At 65.3% G+C, this 19,106-nt stretch carries 20 protein-coding genes; 18 read left to right on the top strand and 2 right to left on the bottom strand.

Features of this window, described 5'->3' with window-relative positions; all coding sequences use genetic code 11:
* Positions 1-81: 81 nt before the first annotated feature.
* Positions 82-999, bottom strand: a complete 918-nt coding sequence (locus AB7E35_RS03430; RefSeq protein WP_428162820.1) for an SDR family NAD(P)-dependent oxidoreductase — start codon at positions 997-999, stop codon at positions 82-84.
* Positions 1,000-1,473: 474 nt separating this feature from the next.
* On the opposite strand from AB7E35_RS03430, the gene AB7E35_RS03425 reads away from it, so the two are divergent.
* The 9 genes from AB7E35_RS03425 to tolA all read left to right on the top strand — a co-directional run bounded on the left by AB7E35_RS03425 (position 1,474) and on the right by tolA (position 7,915).
* Positions 1,474-1,770 carry a 2Fe-2S iron-sulfur cluster-binding protein gene (locus AB7E35_RS03425; RefSeq protein ID WP_428162821.1) on the top strand — a complete coding sequence of 99 codons (297 nt, stop codon included), beginning with the start codon at positions 1,474-1,476 and terminating at the stop codon, positions 1,768-1,770.
* A 163-nt stretch (positions 1,771-1,933) separates the two neighbouring features.
* On the top strand, positions 1,934-3,055 hold the full coding sequence (ribBA, locus tag AB7E35_RS03420; RefSeq protein ID WP_428162822.1) for a bifunctional 3,4-dihydroxy-2-butanone-4-phosphate synthase/GTP cyclohydrolase II: 1,122 nt from the start codon (positions 1,934-1,936) through the stop codon (positions 3,053-3,055).
* Between the two features lie 2 nt (positions 3,056-3,057).
* The gene (gene ribH, locus AB7E35_RS03415; protein WP_428167075.1) at positions 3,058-3,522 is read left to right on the top strand and encodes a 6,7-dimethyl-8-ribityllumazine synthase; all 465 of its coding nucleotides are present in this window, start codon (positions 3,058-3,060) and stop codon (positions 3,520-3,522) included.
* The gene (gene nusB, locus AB7E35_RS03410; protein WP_428167074.1) at positions 3,519-4,076 is read left to right on the top strand and encodes a transcription antitermination factor NusB; all 558 of its coding nucleotides are present in this window, start codon (positions 3,519-3,521) and stop codon (positions 4,074-4,076) included. The genes ribH and nusB overlap by 4 nt, the downstream gene beginning before the upstream one ends.
* Positions 4,077-4,162: 86 nt before the next feature.
* Positions 4,163-5,347 carry a pyridoxal phosphate-dependent aminotransferase gene (locus AB7E35_RS03405; RefSeq protein WP_428162825.1) on the top strand — a complete coding sequence of 395 codons (1,185 nt, stop codon included), beginning with the start codon at positions 4,163-4,165 and terminating at the stop codon, positions 5,345-5,347.
* A gap of 10 nt (positions 5,348-5,357) precedes the next feature.
* Positions 5,358-5,783 carry a YbgC/FadM family acyl-CoA thioesterase gene (locus AB7E35_RS03400; protein WP_428167073.1) on the top strand — a complete coding sequence of 142 codons (426 nt, stop codon included), beginning with the start codon at positions 5,358-5,360 and terminating at the stop codon, positions 5,781-5,783.
* Entirely contained in the window at positions 5,780-6,481 is a 702-nt protein-coding gene (tolQ, locus tag AB7E35_RS03395) for a protein TolQ (protein WP_428162827.1), read from the top strand. Before AB7E35_RS03400 ends, tolQ begins: the two co-directional genes overlap by 4 nt.
* A gap of 12 nt (positions 6,482-6,493) precedes the next feature.
* The gene (locus tag AB7E35_RS03390; RefSeq protein WP_428167072.1) at positions 6,494-6,919 is read left to right on the top strand and encodes an ExbD/TolR family protein; all 426 of its coding nucleotides are present in this window, start codon (positions 6,494-6,496) and stop codon (positions 6,917-6,919) included.
* A gap of 21 nt (positions 6,920-6,940) precedes the next feature.
* A complete protein-coding gene (gene tolA, locus AB7E35_RS03385; RefSeq protein WP_428167071.1) occupies positions 6,941-7,915 on the top strand; it encodes a cell envelope integrity protein TolA in 975 nt (324 codons plus the stop codon).
* Between the two features lie 106 nt (positions 7,916-8,021).
* Here the strand turns inward: tolA and AB7E35_RS03380 are convergent, their stop codons facing one another.
* Positions 8,022-9,353, bottom strand: a complete 1,332-nt coding sequence (locus AB7E35_RS03380; protein WP_428162830.1) for an MFS transporter — start codon at positions 9,351-9,353, stop codon at positions 8,022-8,024.
* Between the two features lie 310 nt (positions 9,354-9,663).
* On the opposite strand from AB7E35_RS03380, the gene cyoA reads away from it, so the two are divergent.
* From cyoA to AB7E35_RS03335, 9 genes are all read left to right on the top strand, one after another.
* Positions 9,664-10,713 (top strand): ubiquinol oxidase subunit II, encoded by a 1,050-nt coding sequence (gene cyoA, locus AB7E35_RS03375; RefSeq protein WP_428162831.1) that lies wholly within the window; start codon positions 9,664-9,666, stop codon positions 10,711-10,713.
* Positions 10,714-10,773: 60 nt separating this feature from the next.
* Positions 10,774-12,780, top strand: coding sequence for a cytochrome o ubiquinol oxidase subunit I (gene cyoB / locus AB7E35_RS03370; RefSeq protein WP_428162832.1), 2,007 nt, complete (start codon positions 10,774-10,776; stop codon positions 12,778-12,780).
* Positions 12,773-13,408 (top strand): cytochrome o ubiquinol oxidase subunit III, encoded by a 636-nt coding sequence (cyoC, locus tag AB7E35_RS03365; RefSeq protein WP_428167070.1) that lies wholly within the window; start codon positions 12,773-12,775, stop codon positions 13,406-13,408. The genes cyoB and cyoC overlap by 8 nt, the downstream gene beginning before the upstream one ends.
* Positions 13,409-13,840, top strand: a complete 432-nt coding sequence (gene cyoD / locus AB7E35_RS03360) for a cytochrome o ubiquinol oxidase subunit IV (protein WP_428162834.1) — start codon at positions 13,409-13,411, stop codon at positions 13,838-13,840.
* Positions 13,841-13,860: 20 nt separating this feature from the next.
* Positions 13,861-14,661, top strand: a complete 801-nt coding sequence (locus AB7E35_RS03355) for an SURF1 family protein (RefSeq protein ID WP_428162835.1) — start codon at positions 13,861-13,863, stop codon at positions 14,659-14,661.
* A 9-nt stretch (positions 14,662-14,670) separates the two neighbouring features.
* Positions 14,671-16,017 carry an ATP-binding protein gene (locus tag AB7E35_RS03350; RefSeq protein ID WP_428167069.1) on the top strand — a complete coding sequence of 449 codons (1,347 nt, stop codon included), beginning with the start codon at positions 14,671-14,673 and terminating at the stop codon, positions 16,015-16,017.
* Complete coding sequence (locus AB7E35_RS03345; RefSeq protein ID WP_428162837.1) at positions 16,004-16,540, top strand: response regulator transcription factor; 537 nt, start codon at positions 16,004-16,006, stop codon at positions 16,538-16,540. Before AB7E35_RS03350 ends, AB7E35_RS03345 begins: the two co-directional genes overlap by 14 nt.
* A gap of 90 nt (positions 16,541-16,630) precedes the next feature.
* Positions 16,631-17,998 carry a tRNA 5-hydroxyuridine modification protein YegQ gene (gene yegQ / locus AB7E35_RS03340; protein ID WP_428167068.1) on the top strand — a complete coding sequence of 456 codons (1,368 nt, stop codon included), beginning with the start codon at positions 16,631-16,633 and terminating at the stop codon, positions 17,996-17,998.
* A gap of 142 nt (positions 17,999-18,140) precedes the next feature.
* On the top strand, positions 18,141-19,022 hold the full coding sequence (locus AB7E35_RS03335) for a plasmid replication/partition related protein (protein ID WP_428162839.1): 882 nt from the start codon (positions 18,141-18,143) through the stop codon (positions 19,020-19,022).
* Positions 19,023-19,106 lie beyond the last annotated feature (84 nt).

The raw sequence follows: 19,106 nt of genomic DNA, 5'->3' as shown, positions 1-19,106 counted from the left end.
CCGCGTCAAGCGCCGTCGGCCTGCCGGGGAACTGCGCCCCGAACAGCCACAACGGCGGTCACTGGGTTATGGGAGGGCGATTCATGCCGCAGCGGCTGCCGCGGCCAGAGCCTGACTCACCTCGTTGTGGCCCTGCGCGGCGCCACTTTGGGGCACCTGCTCGCCAGCACGGTCGGTCACATCGGCCAGGCGCGCGGCAAGCTGCTCTGGCACATCGGCGCCCATACCCAGGTGAATGCCCTGCGTCAGCGTGATGTGCGCCGCCTCAAACGTGCCGGCACCCGCGCACAGGATGGTGCGGGTGGGCGCGCTCTCGTGCGCCAACGCCAGCATGGCGGGCACCACGGCCTCGGGCCGCAGCGCTTGCAGCACCTCCTGCGGAAAAAGGGATTCGGTCATGCGCGTGGCAGCGGTGGGCGCCAGCGCATTCACATGGATGCCGTATTTGGCGCCCTCGATGGCCAGGGTCTGCATCAAGCCCACCTGCGCCATCTTGGCCGCGCCGTAGTTGGCCTGGCCAAAATTGCCGTACAGGCCCGAAGACGACGTCGTCATGACGATGCGCCCGTAGTTCTGCGCCTGCATGTGTGGCCACACCGCCTTGCAGCAGTGGGCAGCGCCCATCAGGTGCACTTGCACCACCAGCGCAAAGTCGTCCATGTCCATCTTGGCAAACGACTTGTCGCGCAGGATGCCGGCGTTGTTCACCAAGATGTCCACACGGCCCCAGGCGTCCACCGCCTGCTGCGCCATGGCCTGAACGGCGGCAAAGTCGGTCACCGACGCGCCATTGGCCAGCGCCTGGCCGCCCGCGGCGCGTATCTCATCGACCACCGCCTGCGCCGCCGTCACCGAGCCGCCGCTGCCGTCCACAGCGCCTCCCAGATCATTGACCAGCACCTTGGCGCCGCGCGCCGCGAGTGCCAGCGCATGCTGGCGGCCCAGACCGCCGCCGGCGCCCGTCACGATGGCCACGCGGCCTTGAAAGTCGAGAGTCATGTCCCCGGTCTCCTATGCGATGAATGCATCAAAAAATATAGCTGCTTGCGCTTGTCGAATCAGCGCCGACGGCTGATTTTGCTTGAATTCGTACGGCCACCTCGCCGCAGCGCTCGCAACAATCCAAGGGTTATCCCTTGCCGCACTGGACAAACTTGTGGATAAGCATGAACAAGCGCTGTATGACAGATTTAAGGCATTGATTTACATGGAATTGTCTTGCACTGATGATTTTTTAGGCAGGCAGGCACCGGTTATCCATGGCCACATTGGACAATCATGGGGATAACTATGGACAAGCGCTGTATGGCTCGCGTAAGTGCTTGATTTGCTTCGCACCTCATCGTTGTGCCTGTTTTTTAGGCAGAATCGCCCACACTAAGGTGGATCCCGTCCTGGTGGACATCCACTATCAATTCAGTAGCTGCTCGCGCCCTTTCTCAAAAGGGCTGCAGCCGATTTTTATTAGAAACCATGAGCAACCAGAACACCCCACCCTTTTTCATCGCCCAGGTGGGCGACGACGGCACGCAATGCGACGCCTGGCCCGAGCAACCCTTGCTGGCATCGCTGGAGCAAGGCGGCATCGACTGGCCCAGCTCATGCCGCAACGGCACATGCCGCACCTGCATCGGCCTGCTGGCGAAAGGCGAGGTGCGTTATCGCCTGGACTGGCCGGGCCTGTCGCCCGAAGAAAAGGCCGAGGGCTGCGTGCTGCCCTGCGTGGCCTATCCGGTGAGCGACATCAAGCTGGAGGCGCCAGGCATCTGAGCGATGCATCTGGGACTAAAATCCGCCGCTTCGGGACTGCGCGTCCCTCATCCGTGCGGCCGGGGCCGCGACGCCTGTTCTTTGGGGGCACCCACCATTGCCCACCCGCCGGGGAACGCGCACCGCCCTGGCCTGGCCCGCACGGCCCACCCGAAAGCCCTGCATGAACACCCCCCTCACACCGGCGCCGATCTCGCCCGTCCAGGACATCGTGGCCGAGCTGCGCGCCGGCCGCGTAGTGATCCTGGTCGATGAAGAAGACCGCGAAAACGAAGGCGACCTGGTCATTGCCGCAGACCACGTCACGCCCGAGGCCATCAACTTCATGGCCCGCTTTGGCCGCGGCCTGATCTGCCTGACCCTGACCCGCGAGCGTTGCGAGCGCCTGCAGCTGCCGCCCATGGTGGCGCGCAATGGCACCAAGATGGGCACTGCCTTCACAGTGTCGATTGAGGCCGCCGAAGGCGTGACCACCGGCATCAGCGCTGCCGACCGCGCGCGCACCGTGCAAGCCGCCGTGGCGCCCGGCGCCCAGGCCGCCGATCTGGTGCAGCCCGGCCACATCTTCCCGCTGCAGGCCGTCGATGGCGGTGTGCTGATGCGCGCCGGCCACACCGAGGCCGGTTGCGACCTGGCCGCCATGGCCGGCTGCAGCCCGGCTGCGGTGATTTGCGAGGTGATGAAGGACGACGGCACCATGGCCCGCCTGCCCGACCTGCAGCTGTTTGCCGCCGAGCACGGCCTGAAGATCGGCACCATTGCCGACCTGATCGAACACCGCAGCCGCACCGAGTCGCTGGTTGAAAAGGTGGGGTCGCGCCAGATTGCCACGGCGTTCGGCGCGTTCACCATGCACGCCTTCCGCGACCAGCCCAGCCAGGCTGTGCACCTGGCGCTGGTCAAGGGCCAGTGGAGCGAGGCCGACAGCGTGCCCGTGCGCGTGCACGAGCCCCTGTCGGTGCTGGACCTGCTGGAGGCAGGCCGCGTCATGCACTCCTGGGGCCTGGACGACAGCCTGCGCTACATCAGCCAGCAAGGTCAGGGCGTGGCCGTGCTGCTGAACTGCGGCGAAAGCGCCGACCAGCTGCTGGAACAGTTTGAAGGCCGGGCCCGCGCCGCACAGGCGCCCGAGCGCGGCCGCATGGATCTGCGCACCTACGGCGTGGGCGCGCAAATCCTGCGCGACGTGGGCGTGACCAAGATGCAGCTCATGGGCCAGCCGCGGCGCATGCCCAGCATGGCGGGCTACGGACTCGAGATCACCGGCTACATCCCCAAGGAATAACCATGTTTGATGCACAAAAAGGCACATCTGACAAGCAAGTTGGCAGCAAGCTGCGCATCGGCATCGTGCAAGCCCGCTGGAACGAAAACATCACCAGTACCCTGGCGGCCGCCTGCCACGCCGAGCTGCTGCGCCTGGGCGTGCAGGAGCAGCACATCCGCCATGTGCTGGTTCCTGGCGCCCTGGAAGTGCCCACCGCCCTGCAGGCCCTGGCCGAGCGCGACGAGTTTGACGCGCTGATCGCTCTGGGCTGCATCATCCGCGGCGAGACCTACCACTTCGAGCTGGTGGCCAACGAGTCGGGCGCTGGCGTCACGCGCATCGCGCTGGACTACCAGATCCCGGTTGCCAACGCGATCATCACCACCGAAAACCTGGAGCAGGCCGTCGCCCGCCAGACCGAAAAAGGCGTGGACGCGGCCCGCGTGGCTGTCGAAATGGCCAACTTGCTGGAGGAACTGTCGTGAGCGACTCCAACGCGCCCAGCTCTCAGCGCGCACCGCGCCCGCCGCGCCAGTCACGCACCGGCACCACCAGCACCGGAGCGCGCAAGGCGGGCTCCAAGTCGGGCCGCAGCCGCGCCCGCGAATTTGCGCTGCAGGCGCTGTACCAGCATCTGGTGGGCGGCAACGACGCCGCCGCCATCGACCTGTTCACGCGCGACCTGGCGGGCTTTCACAAGGCTGACGCCGCGCATTACGACGCGCTCTTGCACGGCTGCATCACCACCGCCCAGTACATGGACGAGCTGATAGCGCCGCAGCTCGACCGCAAGATGAGCGAGATTTCGCCCATCGAGCATGCGGTGATGTGGATTGGTGTGTACGAGTTTCAGCACTGCCAGGACGTGCCCTGGCGCGTGGTCATCAATGAGTGCATCGAGCTGGCCAAGGAATTTGGCGGCACCGACGGACACAAGTACGTCAACGGCGTGCTGGGCAGCCTGGCGCCGCAGCTGCGCGCCGCCGAAGTGGCGGCCGACAAATCCGACAAGGGCGGCAAAGCCGACCCGGTCAGCTGACGGGCCGGGGCCCCGCAGGCCGCGGGTGCCGCCCGGCATCGTTTGTCACCCCTAAGCGCCCGCGCACTGCGGGCGAAAAGCACGCCATGAAATTCTCCACCCGCGCTGAGCGCATCGAACCCTTTTACGTAATGGAAGTGGCCAAGGCCGCCCAGGCTCTGGCGCACGAGGTGGCGGGCTCGCCCGAGCCGATGATCTTTCTGAACATCGGCGAGCCCGACTTCACCGCGCCACCTCTGGTGCAGCAAGCCGCCATCCGCGCCGTGCACGACGGCCAGACGCAGTACACCGCATCGCTGGGCCTGGAGGCTTTGCGCGAACGCATCAGCGGCTGGTATGCGCAGCGCTTCGGCGTGGATGTGCCTGCGCGGCGCATCGTGGTGACGGCTGGCGCATCGGCCGCGCTGCAGCTGGCGTGCCTGGCGCTGATCGACGCGGGCGACGAGGTGTTGATGCCCGACCCCAGCTACCCCTGCAACCGCCACTTCGTCAGCGCAGCGGAAGGCAAGGCGGTGCTGATCCCCACCACGGCGGACGAGCGCTTCCAGCTCAGCGCCGCCAAGGTCGAGGCCGCGTGGGGGCCCAGGACGCGCGGCGTGCTGCTGGCGTCGCCCTCCAACCCCACAGGCACATCGATCGCGCCCCATGAGCTGCGCCGCATCCACGACGTGGTGCGCGCCAAGGGCGGGCTGACCATCATTGACGAGATTTACCTGGGCCTGTCCTACGACGACGCGTTTGGCCAGACGGCTCTGTCGCTGGGCGAGGACATCATCAGCATCAACAGCTTCAGCAAGTACTTCAACATGACCGGCTGGCGCCTGGGCTGGATGGTGGTGCCAGACAGCATGGTGCCGGTGGTGGAGCGCATGGCGCAAAACCTGTTCATCTGCGCCAGCACCGTGTCGCAGCACGCGGCGCTGGCCTGCTTTGATCCAGACAGCATCGCCGAGTACGAACGCCGCCGCGCCGGGTTCAGGGCGCGGCGCGACTATTTCATCCCCGCACTGGATGCCCTGGGGCTGTCGGTGCCGGTGATGCCCGATGGCGCGTTCTACGCCTGGGCCGACTGCACGCAGGCTGCCGAGCGCCTGGGCGTTGCCGGCAGCTGGGATGTTGCCTACGAGCTGATGCGCCGCGCCCACCTGGCCGTCACGCCAGGGCGCGACTTCGGCACCGCCGACACCCGGCGCTTCGTGCGCTTTTCCACGGCCAACTCGATGGCGCAGCTGCAGGAGGCGGTAGCGCGCCTGCAGCGCCTGATCGGCTGAGGAACACGGCATGGCTTTCGAGTGGCCCGTGCGCATCTACTGGGAGGACACCGACGCCGGCGGCATCGTGTTCTATGCCAACTACCTCAAGTTCTTCGAGCGCGCGCGCACCGAATGGCTGCGCTCCATGGATCTGGGGCAGCAACAATTGCGGGAACTCACGGGCGGCATGTTTGTCGTATGCGACGCACGCCTGCGCTATTTGCGCCCTGCCCGGCTGGACGATGAACTGATTGTTACCGCCAGCCTGCGCGAAGGGGGCCGCGCTTCGCTCACAATCGAGCAGCAGGCGCTCCTGAAACCAGAGCAGATGACCCTCGATTCCCCACCCGCACTGCTGTGCGAAGGCACCATCCGCATCGGCTGGGTGGATGCCGCCACCATGCGCCCCGGGCGCATTCCGGCCTCTCTTTTCGAACGACTCACTTCATCATGAATTCCCAAGACATGTCCATCCTGAGCCTGATGCTCAATGCCAGCTGGGTGGTGCAGCTGGTGATGCTGCTGCTGCTCGGTGTGTCCGTGGCCAGCTGGGCCGCCATCTTTCGCAAGTTGTTCGCGCTCAAGCGCGTGAAAGCGCTCAACGATGACTTTGAGCGCGACTTCTGGTCGGGCACCAGCCTGAACGACCTGTACGCCAGCGCCGCACAAAACGCCAAAAGCGCCGGCCCCATGGAACGCATTTTTGCCAGCGGCATGCGCGAATACCAAAAGCTGCGCGAGCGCCGCATCAGCGATGCCGGCACGCTGCTCGACGGCGCACGCCGCGCCATGCGCGCGAGTTTTCAGCGCGAGATGGACGTGATCGAGTCCAGCCTGTCATTCCTGGGCTCGGTGGCCTCGGTATCGCCTTACGTGGGGCTGTTTGGCACGGTGTGGGGCATCATGCACGCCTTCACCGGCTTTGCCGGCATGGAGCAAGTCACGCTGGCCACCGTGGCGCCAGGCATTGCCGAAGCGCTGGTGGCCACCGCCATTGGCCTCTTTGCCGCGATTCCCGCTGTGATTGCCTACAACCGCTTTGCGCGAGACATCGACCGCGTGGCCACCCACCAGGAGACCTTCATCGAAGAATTCTCCAACATCCTGCAGCGCAACCTGGGCGCGCAGCCCGGCTCGCCCTCGGGGCATTGACCGAGAACTGACATGCCCGCAATGGCCTCTCGAAGCGGCACGCGCCGCCGCTCCATGAACGAAATCAACATGGTGCCCTTCATCGACGTGATGCTGGTGCTGCTCATCATCTTCATGGTGACGGCGCCCATGCTCACGCCCGGAATGGTGGATGTGCCCAGCGTGGGCAAGAGCAAGAACCAGCCCAAAATCTTTGCCACCGTGATCGTGAACCAAGACGGCTCACTGCGCTTTAAGACACGTGATGCCGAGCGCACGCTCAGCCAGCGTGAGATTGGCAACGCGGCGCTGATTTGGCAGCAGGCTCAGAGCGGCGAGTCTGCGGTGGTCATTGCAGCTGAGAAGAACGTCCAATACGAAACCGTGGTCAAAGCTATGGACGCGCTGCAAAAAGCAGGTGTCCAGCGCGTGGGCTTATCCGTCAAACAAGGCGGCTAAACCGGTTTGAACGAATCACGCATGCACGCCACCCACGACCGCGACCAGTTTGCCCCGCCCCGCCCGCCCGGACGCCTGCGGGCCGTCGCCCTGGCGGTGCTGGCCCACGCCGCGCTCATTGGCGCGCTGACCTGGGGCGTGAACTGGAAGAGCAGCACGGACCAGCCAGCGGTGGAGGCAGAACTGTGGTCCGCCTTACCACAGCAGGCCGCGCCGCGTGCGGTGGAGCCACCCCCACCGCCACCGCCCAGCCCGACACCTGAGCCCGCACCTGCGCCGACACCTGCACCGCCGCCGCCACGGCAGGAGCAGGCAGACGCACGCGAGGCCGACATTGCGCTCGAGCGCGAGAAAAAGCGCCTGCAAGAAGAAAAGAAAAAGCGCGAGCAACTGGAGCGCGAGAAGCGTGAACGCGAGCGGCAAGCGCAGCTGGAGCGGGAAAAGAAGGAAAAAGAGCGCCTGCAAAAAGAGAAGGAAAAAGCTGAACGCGAAAAAGCCGAGCGCGAGAAGGAGCAGCGCGAAAAACAGCTGGCCGAGCAAAAGAAGCTGGAGCAGCAAAAAGCCGAGCAGGAAAAGCAAAAGAAGCTGGCCGAAGAAAAACGCAAAGCCGCCGAAGAAGCCAGGCGCGTGGAAGCCATGCGCCAGGAGAACCTGCGCCGCATGCAGGGCCTGGCAGGCGCCACCGGCGGCGAATCTGCCACCGGCACCGCCCTGCGCAGCTCGGGCCCCTCGGGCAGCTACGGCGGCAAGGTGGCAGCCAAGGTCAAGCCCAACATCGTCTATCCCGACACCATTGCCGGCAACCCGCGCGCCGAGGTGGAGGTGCGCGCCGCGCCCGACGGCACCATCGTCGGCGCGCGCATCACCCAGTCCAGCGGCAACAAGGCCTGGGACGACGCCGTGGTGCGTGCCTTGCAGCGCACCGAAACCCTGCCGCGCGACGTGGACGGGCGCGTGCCCTCGTCCCTGGTGATCGGCTTTCGGCCAAAGGATTGAGTCAGCGCAAACGCAGCTGCCAAAGGTTACCGCACCGGGGTTTGAGCCAAAACAGGCTCAAGCCCATGTAAAACAAGCGCTGCCAGCTATAGTTTTTGAATCATTGTCAAGCGCGCTGCTCGATCATGCGGTTGATGCGCAACGCGCCCAGCGTGCACACCACGCCGGACAGCAAATACAGCGTCACGGCGCCAAGCCCGAAACGTGCCGACAGCCCCAGCGCCACCAGCGGCGCAAAGGCGGCGCCAATCAGCCACGCCAGGTCGGACGACAGCGCAGCGCCCGTGTAGCGGTGCTGGGTGGAGAAGTTCGACGTGACCGTGCCCGAGGCCTGGCCGTACGACAGGCCCAGCAGCACAAAGCCCAGCAGCAAAAACGCGGTGCCGCCCAGAGTATTGCCGCCCAGCAGCCAGGGCGTGGCCAGGCTGAACAGACCGATCAGCACCGCCATCGCGCCCAGCAGATTGCGCCGGCCCACACGGTCGGCCAGCCGGCCGGAAACGGCCACCGCTCCCATGGCCAAAAAGGCGCCCACTATCTGCACGCCCAGCACCTCGGTCATGGAGCGTTCGGAATACAGCGCCAGCCACGACAGCGGAAACACCGTCACCACATGAAACAGCGCAAAGCTGGCCAGCGCGGCAAAGGCGCCCAGCACCACGTTGCCGCCCTCGTCGCGCATCACGCGGCCCACGCCCACGGGCTCCAGCTCTTTTTCCTGCAGCAGCTCGGCATAAGACTGCCCCACCACCAGGCGCAGCCGGGCAAACAGCGCAACCACGTTGACTGCAAACGCCACAAAGAACGGGTAGCGCCAGCCCCAGGACAGGAACTCTTCGCTGGACAGGCTGCCGTAAAGATAGGCAAACAACCCAGCCGCCAGCGCAAACCCCACGGGCGCGCCCAGCTGTCCGACCATGGCGTACCAGCCACGGCGCTCGGGCGGCGCCGCCATGGCCAGCAGTGACGGCAGGCCGTCCCACGAGCCGCCCAGCGCCAGCCCCTGACCAAAGCGCAGCACCACCAGTGCCGCAGCAGCTGCCAGCCCCGCCGTCTGGTAGCCAGGCAAGAAGGCCATGCCGGCCGTGCAGGTGCCCAGCAGGAAAAGCGCCACCGTCAGCTTGGTGCCGCGCCCCCAGCGGCGCTGCACGGCCATCGACAGCGCCGTGCCCAGCGGCCGGGCGATGAAGGCAATCGCAAAAATGGCAAAGGCTGCCAGCGTGCCGTCCAGCCGCGACAGGAAGGGAAACAGCAGCGACGGGAACACCAGCACGCAGGCGATGCCGAACACGAAAAAGTCGAAATACTCGGAGGCGCGCCCGATGATCACGCCCACGGCAATCTCGCCCGGGGTGACGTCTTCGTCGGTGTGCGCGTGCGACAGCGACGCCGCACTCTCAGGGCCGTGAACGGGGTATGCGATGGAACCGCTAGTCATGACCGTACTCCTTGGGCTTTGCAGACACATTCACGTTCTACACGCAAGCCCGTAGGTCAACAAGTGCGCTTACACTGACGCCCCGCGCGGGAAAACCCGCACGCCCACCAGCCAGGAACGTCGGTGCGGCAACGCCCGCAAGCCGGGCAAGGCCCGGATCAAGCAAAAACCTTGACCCAGGACAAAATGTCCAATCGACAAAGCTGCTAGGCGTATTAAATTCCCGACGGTTCGGTAATCCGCGTTTACACCTAGCCTCGCGCTGCCCTGGCGGCGCAAGCCAGTTCATGTTTTTTACACGCCCTTTGCAATGCTCCAACTGAAGAAACTCCGCGGGCCCGCCTGGCTCGCCGCGGCCCTTGCCGCAGCCAGCCTGGCTGGTTGCAGCAAGGCCGTCGTCCTGAACCCTGCGGGAGACATCGCCTCCCAGCAGGGCAACCTGGTGGTGACTGCCACCTTGCTGATGCTGATCATCATCGTGCCAGTGATCGTGCTGACGCTGCTGTTCGCCTGGAAATACCGCCAGAGCAATACCAGCGCCGAATACGACCCAGAGTGGCATCACTCCACATCGCTGGAGCTGGTGATCTGGAGCGTGCCGCTGCTGATCATCATTGCCCTGGGCGCGCTGACCTGGATCGCCACCCACAAGCTCGACCCCTACCGCCCTCTGGATCGCATCGACGCACAGCGCCCGCTGCCCGCAGACGTGCGCCCGCTGGAGGTGCAGGTGGTGGCCATGGACTGGAAGTGGCTGTTTTTCTACCCCGAGCAAGGCATTGCCACCGTGAACGAGTTGGCAGCGCCGGTGGATCGCCCAATTTTGTTCAAGCTCACCGCCACATCGACGATGAACGCGTTTTATGTGCCCGATCTGGCCGGCATGATCTACGCCATGCCCGGCATGCAGACCGAGCTGAACGCCGTCATCAACAAGCCCGGCGTGTACAACGGCCTGGCCTCGCACCACAGCGGCCCTGGCTTTTCTGGCATGACCTTCAAGTTCCACGGCCTCAGCGATGCCGACTTCGCGCAGTGGGTGGACAAAGCCAAGACCGAGGGCAAGCCCCTGGACAAGGCTGCCTACCTGCAACTGGCCCAGCCCAGCCAGCGCGACCCCGTGCAGCGCTTTTCTGCGGTCGAGGACGGTCTGTACGACAAGGTGCTCAACCGCTGCGTCGAAGACGGCCAGATGTGCATGCACGACATGATGGCCATCGACGAGCGTGGCGGCGAGGCCTATGTCAAGGCCGTCGGCCTGACGCTGCCACAGGACGTGTGCACCGCCAGCAACGCGCCGCAGATTCTGGCTGCCCTGCAGCCGGTTGCGGCCACCCCTGAGGCAACCAACCAGCAGTGACTTTGACGGGTCCGTTGCCGGCGCGAGCTGGCGGGTGGCCCACTAGCCAAGAGATTCGATATGTTGTCTGAACAAACTACCCCGGCCCACTGGCTGTTGGGCCGCATCACCTGGGACTCGATCCCGATGGCGCACGAGCCCATCGTGCTGTGGACATTCATTGCGGTGGTACTGGGCGGCATGGTGATGCTGGCCGGCATCACCAAGTTCCGCCTGTGGGGCCCGCTGTGGCGCGACTGGATCTGCTCGATCGACCACAAGAAGATCGGCATCATGTACATGATCCTGGGCCTGGTCATGTTCCTGCGCGGCTTTGCCGACGCGGTGATGATGCGCCTGCAGCAGTCCATGGCCTTTGGCGAGAACATGGGCTATCTGCCGCCGCACCACTACGACCAGATCTTCACGGCCCACGGCGTGATCATGATCTTCTTCGTGGCCATGCCCTTCGTGACGGGCCTGATGAACTACCTGGTGCCGCTGCAGATCGGCGCACGCGACGTGTCGTTCCCGTTCCTGAACAACTTCAGCTTCTGGATGACCACCGGCGGCGCCGTGCTGGTGATGGTCTCGCTGTTCCTGGGCGAGTTCTCCACCTCCGGCTGGCTGGCGCTATCCACCCTCGGGGCGCAAGACACTGGCGTGGGGCTGGACTACTACATCTGGGGGCTGCAGGTGGCGGGGGTGGGCACCACCTTGTCGGGTATCAACCTGATCGTCACCATCATCAAGATGCGCGCGCCGGGCATGAACCTGATGAAGATGCCCGTCTTCACCTGGACTGCCCTGTGCACCAACGCGCTGATCGTGGCATCGTTCCCGGTGCTGACGGCCGCGCTGGTACTGATGAGCCTGGACCGCTACCTGGGCACCAACTTCTTCACGAACGACCTGGGCGGCAACCCCATGCTGTACGTGAACCTGATCTGGATCTGGGGCCACCCCGAGGTGTACATCCTGATCCTGCCGTGCTTTGGCGTGTTCTCAGAGATCGTGGCCACGTTCAGCCGCAAGCGCCTGTTTGGCTACACCTCCATGGTGTATGCCACGGTGTGTATCACCATCTTGTCGTACCTGGTGTGGCTGCACCACTTCTTCACCATGGGTTCGGGCGCCAGCGTGAACACCTTCTTCGGCATCACCACGATGATCATCTCGATCCCGACGGGCGCCAAGATCTTCAACTGGCTGTTCACCATGTACAAGGGCCGCATCCGCTTCACCGTGCCCATGCTGTGGACGGTGGGCTTCATGTGCACCTTTGCCATCGGCGGTATGACCGGCGTGCTGCTGGCCGTGCCCCCGGCCGACTTCGTGCTGCACAACAGCCTGTTCCTGATCGCGCACTTCCACAACGTGATCATCGGCGGCGTGGTGTTCGCCGTGTTTGCCGGCATCAACTACTGGTACCCCAAGGCCTTTGGCTACAAGCTCGATGAGTTCTGGGGCAAATGCTCGTTCTGGTTCTGGCTGGTGGGTTTCTGGGTGGCGTTCACGCCGCTGTACATCCTGGGCCTGATGGGCGTGACGCGCCGCGTGAGCCACTTTGAAGACCCTTCGCTGCAGATCTGGTTCATCATCGCCGCCTGCGGCGCGGGCCTGATCGCCCTGGGCATTGCCAGTTTCTTCATCCAGCTGATCGTGAGCTACCTCAAGCGCGAGCAGCTGCGCGACGTGACTGGCGACCCCTGGGACGCCCGCACGCTGGAGTGGGCCACCTCCTCGCCCCCGCCGCAGTACAACTTTGCCTTCACGCCCGTGGCGCACGAGATCGATGCCTGGTGGGACATGAAGAAGCACGGCTACCAGCGCCCGCTGACCGGCTTCCAGCCGATCCACATGCCCGCCAACACGGGCGCAGGCGTGGTGATTGCCGCGCTGTCCACCCTGTTCGGCTTCGCGATGATCTGGCACATGTGGCCGCTGGCGATCGCATCGTTCGCCGCGACCGTGCTGGCCTCGATCATCCATACCTTCAACTACAAGCGTGACTACTACATCCCCGCAGCCGACGTGGCCGCCACGGAAGACGCACGCACCCAGCAGCTTGCAGCAGCCCATGTCTGATACCACCACCTTGCACGCGGGCGGCGCCGCCGCCCTGGCCCCGCGCCAATACCACCTGGCACACGAGCCCCACCCCGAGAACGGCACGTCCCTGGGTTTCTGGCTCTATCTGATGAGCGACTGCCTCATCTTTGCCGCCCTCTTCGCCACCTACGGCGTGCTGGGCCGCAGCTATGCCGCGGGCCCCACGGGCGCGCAGCTGTTCGACCTGACGCTGGTGGCCATCAACACGGCCTTCCTGCTGACGTCGTCCATCACCTTCGGCTTTGCCATGCTGCAAAAGCAGGCGGGCAACGTGCGCGGCACGCTGACCTGGCTGGCAGTCACCGGCCTGCTGGGCCTGGCCTTCCTGGGCGTCGAGCTGTACGAGTTTGCGCACATGATCCATTTGGGCGCCACGCCCCAGCGCAGCGCCTTCCTGTCGTCGTTCTTCACGCTGGTGGGCACGCACGGCCTGCACGTCACCTTCGGCCTGATCTGGCTGGTCACGCTGATGATCCAGATCAGCAAGCACGGGCTGATCCATGAAAACAAGCGCCGCCTGAACTGCCTGTCCATGTTCTGGCACTTTCTGGACGTGGTCTGGATCGGCGTCTTCACCTTTGTGTACCTGATGGGGGTGCTGTAAATGAGCGCACACGACATTCACGCCGGCCACGCCGGGCACGACGACCATGGCCACGACCATGACGACCTGCACGTCACCAAGGGCGACTACGTCAAAGGTTTCATCCTGGCGGTCATCCTCACCGTGATTCCCTTTGCCCTGGTGATGGGCGACGTGATCCAGAACCGCAGCACCGCCGTGCTGGTGCTGGGCATCTTCGCGATGGTGCAGGTGGTGGTGCACATGGTGTACTTCCTGCACATGAACGGCAAGATCCAGGGCGGCTGGACCATGCTGTCCACCATCTTCACTGTGGTGTTCCTGGCCATCACCATTGCCGGCACGCTGTGGGTCATGTTCCACATGAACGCCAACATGATGCCCGCGCACGCCAACCCCATGGCCCCCGCGCAGCACCAGGGCGCCCCGGCACACCAGCCTGGCGCACATTGACACCGCAGGCCCCACGCGCCATGGAGCCGCAGCGCTCCCGCGCGCACTCCAACCTGACGATGGCGATGCTCGCTCTGGCGGGCATCGCCTTGTTCGTTGTCTTCTGCGCACTGGGCTGGTGGCAGGTGGAGCGGCGCGCCTGGAAGCTGGCCCTGATGGATCGCGTGGAACAGCGCCTGCGCGCAGCGCCCGCCCCTGTGCCACCGCGCGCCGAATGGCCGCGCGTGGATGCCGCCGGCTTTGAATACCAGCCGGTGCGCACGCAGGGCCGCTGGCTGGCAGGCAAAACCGTGCTGACCCAGGCCACGACCGCGCTGGGGGCGGGCTTTTGGGTCATCACACCGCTACAGCTGGACGGTGGCGGCCAGGTGCTGGTCAACCGCGGCTTCATTCCGCAGTCGCAACGCAGCCAGTGGATGGCAGGCTCCGGCAGCCCAGGCGTGCACGACGGCGAGGCCGCGCAGGTGCGGGGCCTGTTGCGCATGAGCGAACCCGGCGGCGGCTTTTTGCGCCGCAACGACCCCGCGCAGCAGCGCTGGCATTCGCGCGACGTGGCCGCCATCGCGCAGGCGCAGGGCTTGGCCGATGCGGCGCCGTTTTTCATCGATGCTGGCATCCCCGACGCCCGCGCGCCCGCACCCACCGAAGGGTATGCAGACGCGATCCACGCCGGCCCTTGGCCCAGGCCCGGCATGACGGTGGTGCGCTTCAACAACAGCCATCTGGTGTACGCCATCACCTGGTTCGGTCTGGCCGCGATGGTGGCGGCTGCCGCGGCCTTCGTGGCGCGCTACGAGCTTCGGCTGCGTGCCGCTCGCTGAGCGCCCCCGATGACCTCCCCTGACAACCATGCTGCCGCCCCCGGCGCACCGGCCCTGAAGGCGCGCTCGGCCGATGCCGCTGCCGGCCTGAAAAACCTGCACCAGCTCATCCAGTTGCGCTGGATTGCCGTGGTGGGCCAACTGTTCACCATCGAGGTGGCGCACTACGTGCTGCACCTGCCCTTGCCGCTGCGCGAGATGCTGATGGTGGTGGGCTGCCTGGCGCTATACAACGCCATCAGCTTTCTGCGCTGGCGCACCGGACATGGCGTGCGCAATGCCGAGCTGTTTCTGGCGCTGCTGGTGGATGTGGCCGTGCTCACCGTGCAGCTGCATTTGAGCGGTGGCACCAGCAACCCCTTTGTCTTTCTGTACTTGCTGCAGGTCACGCTGAGCGCGGCGCTGCTGCGCACCGTGCACATCTGGGCCATGGTGCTGATCACCACCGCCTGCTTTGCGCTGCTGGCCCACCTCAGCGTGCCGCTGCGGCTGCCGCCCGACTTTGCGCGTGGCCTGGGCAGCCCGTATGTGCTGGGGCTGCTGGTGTGCTTCGTGCTGAACGCGGGGCTGGTGGTGGTCTTCATGTCCCGCATCGGGCACAACCTGCGCCAGCGCGACGCGCGCCTGGCCGCCATACGCCAGCGCGCCGCCGAAGAGGAACACATCGTGCGCATGGGGCTGTTGGCGTCGGGCGCGGCGCATGAGCTGGGCACGCCGCTGGCCACCATGGCCGTCATTTTGGGCGACTGGCGGCGCGACCCCGCGCTGGCCACCCACCCTGCCCTGCAAGAAGACGTGGCCGAGATGCAGCGGCAGCTGCAGCGCTGCAAGACCATCGTCAGCGGCATCCTGATGTCGGCCGGCGAGACGCGTGGCGAGGCATCGGCCCAGACCACCGTGTGCCAGTTTCTGGACTCGCTGGCCCGCGAATGGCAGGCAACGCGCCCGGTGGGCCAGTTCAGCTACGACAACCGCTTCGGGCAGGACACGCCCATGGTGTCCGATGTCACGCTGCAGCAAATGGTTTTCAATGTGCTGGACAATGCCCGCGACGCATCGCCCCACTGGGTCGGCCTGGTGGCCGAGCGTGATCAAGACCTGCTGCGCATCACCGTCACCGACGACGGCCCGGGGTTCGCAGCCGCCACGCTGTCGCAATTTGGCAAGCCCTACCAGTCCAGCAAGGGCCGCCCCGGCGGCGGGCTGGGCCTGTTTCTGGCGATGAACGTGGCGCGCACGCTGGGTGGCAGCGTGCAAGCGCACAACCGCCCTGGCGGCGGCGCCCAGGTCACGATCACGCTGCCGCTGGCCGCGATTGCGCTGCAGGAGCCCCCTCAACACCATGGACAACGCTGAACGCTTGCTCCTCATCGTCGAAGACGACGAAGCCTTTGCGCGCACGCTGGCCCGCTCGTTCGAGCGGCGCGGCTACCGCGTGCTGCACGCCGACGGGCTGGCGCAGGCCCAGCAGTTGCTGTCCAGCCACACACCGGGCTACGCAGTGGTGGACCTCAAACTCAAGGGCGAGGCCACGGGCCTGAGCTGTGTGCGGACGCTGCACGCTGCCAATGCCGACATGCTGATCGTCGTGCTGACGGGCTACGCCAGCATTGCCACGGCCGTCGAAGCCGTCAAACTGGGCGCCTGCCACTACCTGGCCAAGCCATCGAACACCGACGACATCGAGGCAGCCTTTGGCCTGACCGAGGGCAACCCCGAAGTAGAACTGACCAACCGCGCCAGCTCCATCAAGACGCTGGAGTGGGAGCGCATCCACGAGGTGCTGGCTGAAACCGGCTTCAACATCTCGGAAGCCGCGCGGCGCCTTGGCATGCACCGGCGCACACTCACGCGCAAACTGGACAAGCGGCGCGTCTGACCAGAGCCAAAACAGCATTTAGCGCTTATGAATAAAGCGCCAACAGCTCCTGATTCAGGAGCAAACTGAAATAGTAAGACAATTCTGCCCATGACCCTCAAAGCCCCCGAACTGCTGCTGCCCGCCGGCTCTCTCGACAAAATGCGCGCCGCCTACGACTTTGGCGCCGACGCCGTGTACGCCGGCCAGCCGCGCTACAGTCTGCGCGCGCGCAACAACGAGTTCCGCCTGGAGCAGATCGCCCAGGGCATCGAAGAAGCCCACGCGCGCGGCAAGAAATTCTTCGTCACCAGCAACCTGATCGCGCACAACGACAAGGTGCGCACCTACCTGCGCGACATCGAGCCCGTGATTGCCTGCAAGCCCGACGCCTTCATCATGGCCGACCCCGGCCTGATCATGATGGTCAAGGAAAAGTGGCCCGAGACCGAAATCCACCTCTCGGTGCAAGCCAACACCACCAACTACGCCACGGTGAAGTTCTGGCAACGCGCAGGGGTGTCGCGCATCATCCTCTCGCGCGAGCTGAGCCTGGACGAGATCGAGAAGATCCGCCAAGAATGCCCGGACATGGAACTGGAAGTGTTCGTTCATGGCGCGCTGTGCATTGCCTACTCGGGCCGTTGCCTGCTCAGCGGTTACTTCAACCGCCGCGACCCCAACCAGGGCACCTGCACCAACGCCTGCCGCTGGGAATACAAGACGCACGAATCCGCCGTGGACCCCAACACCGGCGAGGCCCTGGCGCAAGGCATGGAGCAAGGCTTCAACTTCGCGCAGGCACGCGAGGAGGCGGACAGCCAGTTCACCAGCACCTGCGGCAGCGGCCAGCGCCACCCCAAGGCCGACCAGGTCTATCTGATTGAAGAGATGGGCCGCCCGGGCGAGCTGATGCCCATCATGGAAGATGAGCACGGCACCTACATCATGAACTCCAAGGATCTGCGCGCCGTGGAGCATGTGGAGCGGCTGGTGAAGATCGGCGTCGATTCGCTGAAGATCGAGGGCCGCACCAAGAGCCTGTACTACGTGGCGCGCACCGCACAGGTGTACCGCCGCGCCATCGACGACGCCGTGGCGGGCCGCCCCTTCAACCCGCACCTGATCACCGAGCTGGAAGGACTGGCCAACCGTGGCTACACCGGCGGCCTGCTGGAGCGCCGCCCGGCCAACGATTACCAGAACTACGAAACCGGCAACAGCGTGCTGCAGCGCGCTCACTTTGTGGGCGAGGTACGCGGCTACGAGAACGGCCTGGCCGAGGTCGAGACCAAGAACCGCTTCCAGGTCGGCGACACCCTGGAGATCATCCACCCCCAGGGCAACCGTCAGGTGCGGCTGGAAAAAATGTTCAACCTGGAGGGCGAGCCCGTACAGGTGGCCCAGGGCAGCCCGGTGCGCGTGCGCATCCCGCTCGAAGGTCCGGTGGAGGGCGCGCTGATCTCCCGGCTGCTTTGAATTCGATAGCTGCCAGCGCGCCCCCAGCAAGTGTCTTCCTCACTGAAATACCTGAAACACTGATGTAGCAAGCGCTGGCAGCTCCTATTTTTGAAGGCCTCGTGGGACGACCTGGGGCCTTTTCCTTTTGTTTTGGACTGCCATGAACCCGAACGACATCACCGTCCTGCCCGAACTGCTGGCCTACATCGATCCCCTGACCCCTGAAGAAGACGAAGCGCTGGAGCGCAGCATGCTCGAAGAGGGCTGCCGCGACGCCCTGGTGCTGTGGGGCAACATCCTGGTGGACGGCCACAACCGCTACCGCATCTGCACCAAGCACGGCCTGCCGTTCCAGACCGTACAGAACACGCGCTTTCAGAACATGGACGACGTGCACCTGTGGATGATCGACCAGCACCTGGGCCGGCGCAGCGTGTCGGAGTTCCAGCGCGGCGTGCTCGCCCTGCGCAAGCGTGAAATCATCGCCAGCCGCCGCGCAGCTGCGGCCGCAGCCGTGGTCGCCGCAAAGGCCGAAGCCGCCCAGGCCCCCGATGCACAGGCCCCGTGGGAAGGCGATACCGACCCGGTGGTGGCGCAGGCCCTGGCCAGCGTGCCCAAGGTACCGGACGAAGCCTTGGATACCCGCGAGGCACTGGCCCGCGTGGCCCGCCTGACGGCGGCGCAGGTCAAGGCCATCGAGACCATCCACCAGAATGCCGCGCCCGAGGTGGTGGCCGCCGTGAAATCGGGCGAGCTGTCACTCAACGCCGCCGCCGTGGTGGCCACGCTGCCCGTGGAAGAGCAGAAAACCGTGGCGGCGGGCGGTGCCCAGGAGCTCAAGCAGGCGGCCCGCCGCGTGCGCGATGCCAAGAAAAAACCCAAGGCCGAGGCTACAGCGTCCGGAGGCGACGGCCCCTCCACCGCCGAGGCGGCTCCCGACGCAGCCCGGCTGCAACAGCGCGTGGCCGAGCTGGAGGCCGAAAATGAGCGTCTGCGCCAACAGGTCAAGGCATTGCAAGACCTTCTGGCCGAAGTGAGCTGAGCCAGGTTTTCCTGGCGGGCACAAGTGCTCATACAGAGGCCGCAACAGTCTGCGTGTCGATGCCGGGCTGCATCGCCATCGCGG

The organism is Diaphorobacter sp., assembly GCF_050251835.1.
Taxonomy (GTDB): domain Bacteria; phylum Pseudomonadota; class Gammaproteobacteria; order Burkholderiales; family Burkholderiaceae_C; genus JBFXIE01.
This window is presented reverse-complemented; position numbering and strand designations above follow the sequence as displayed.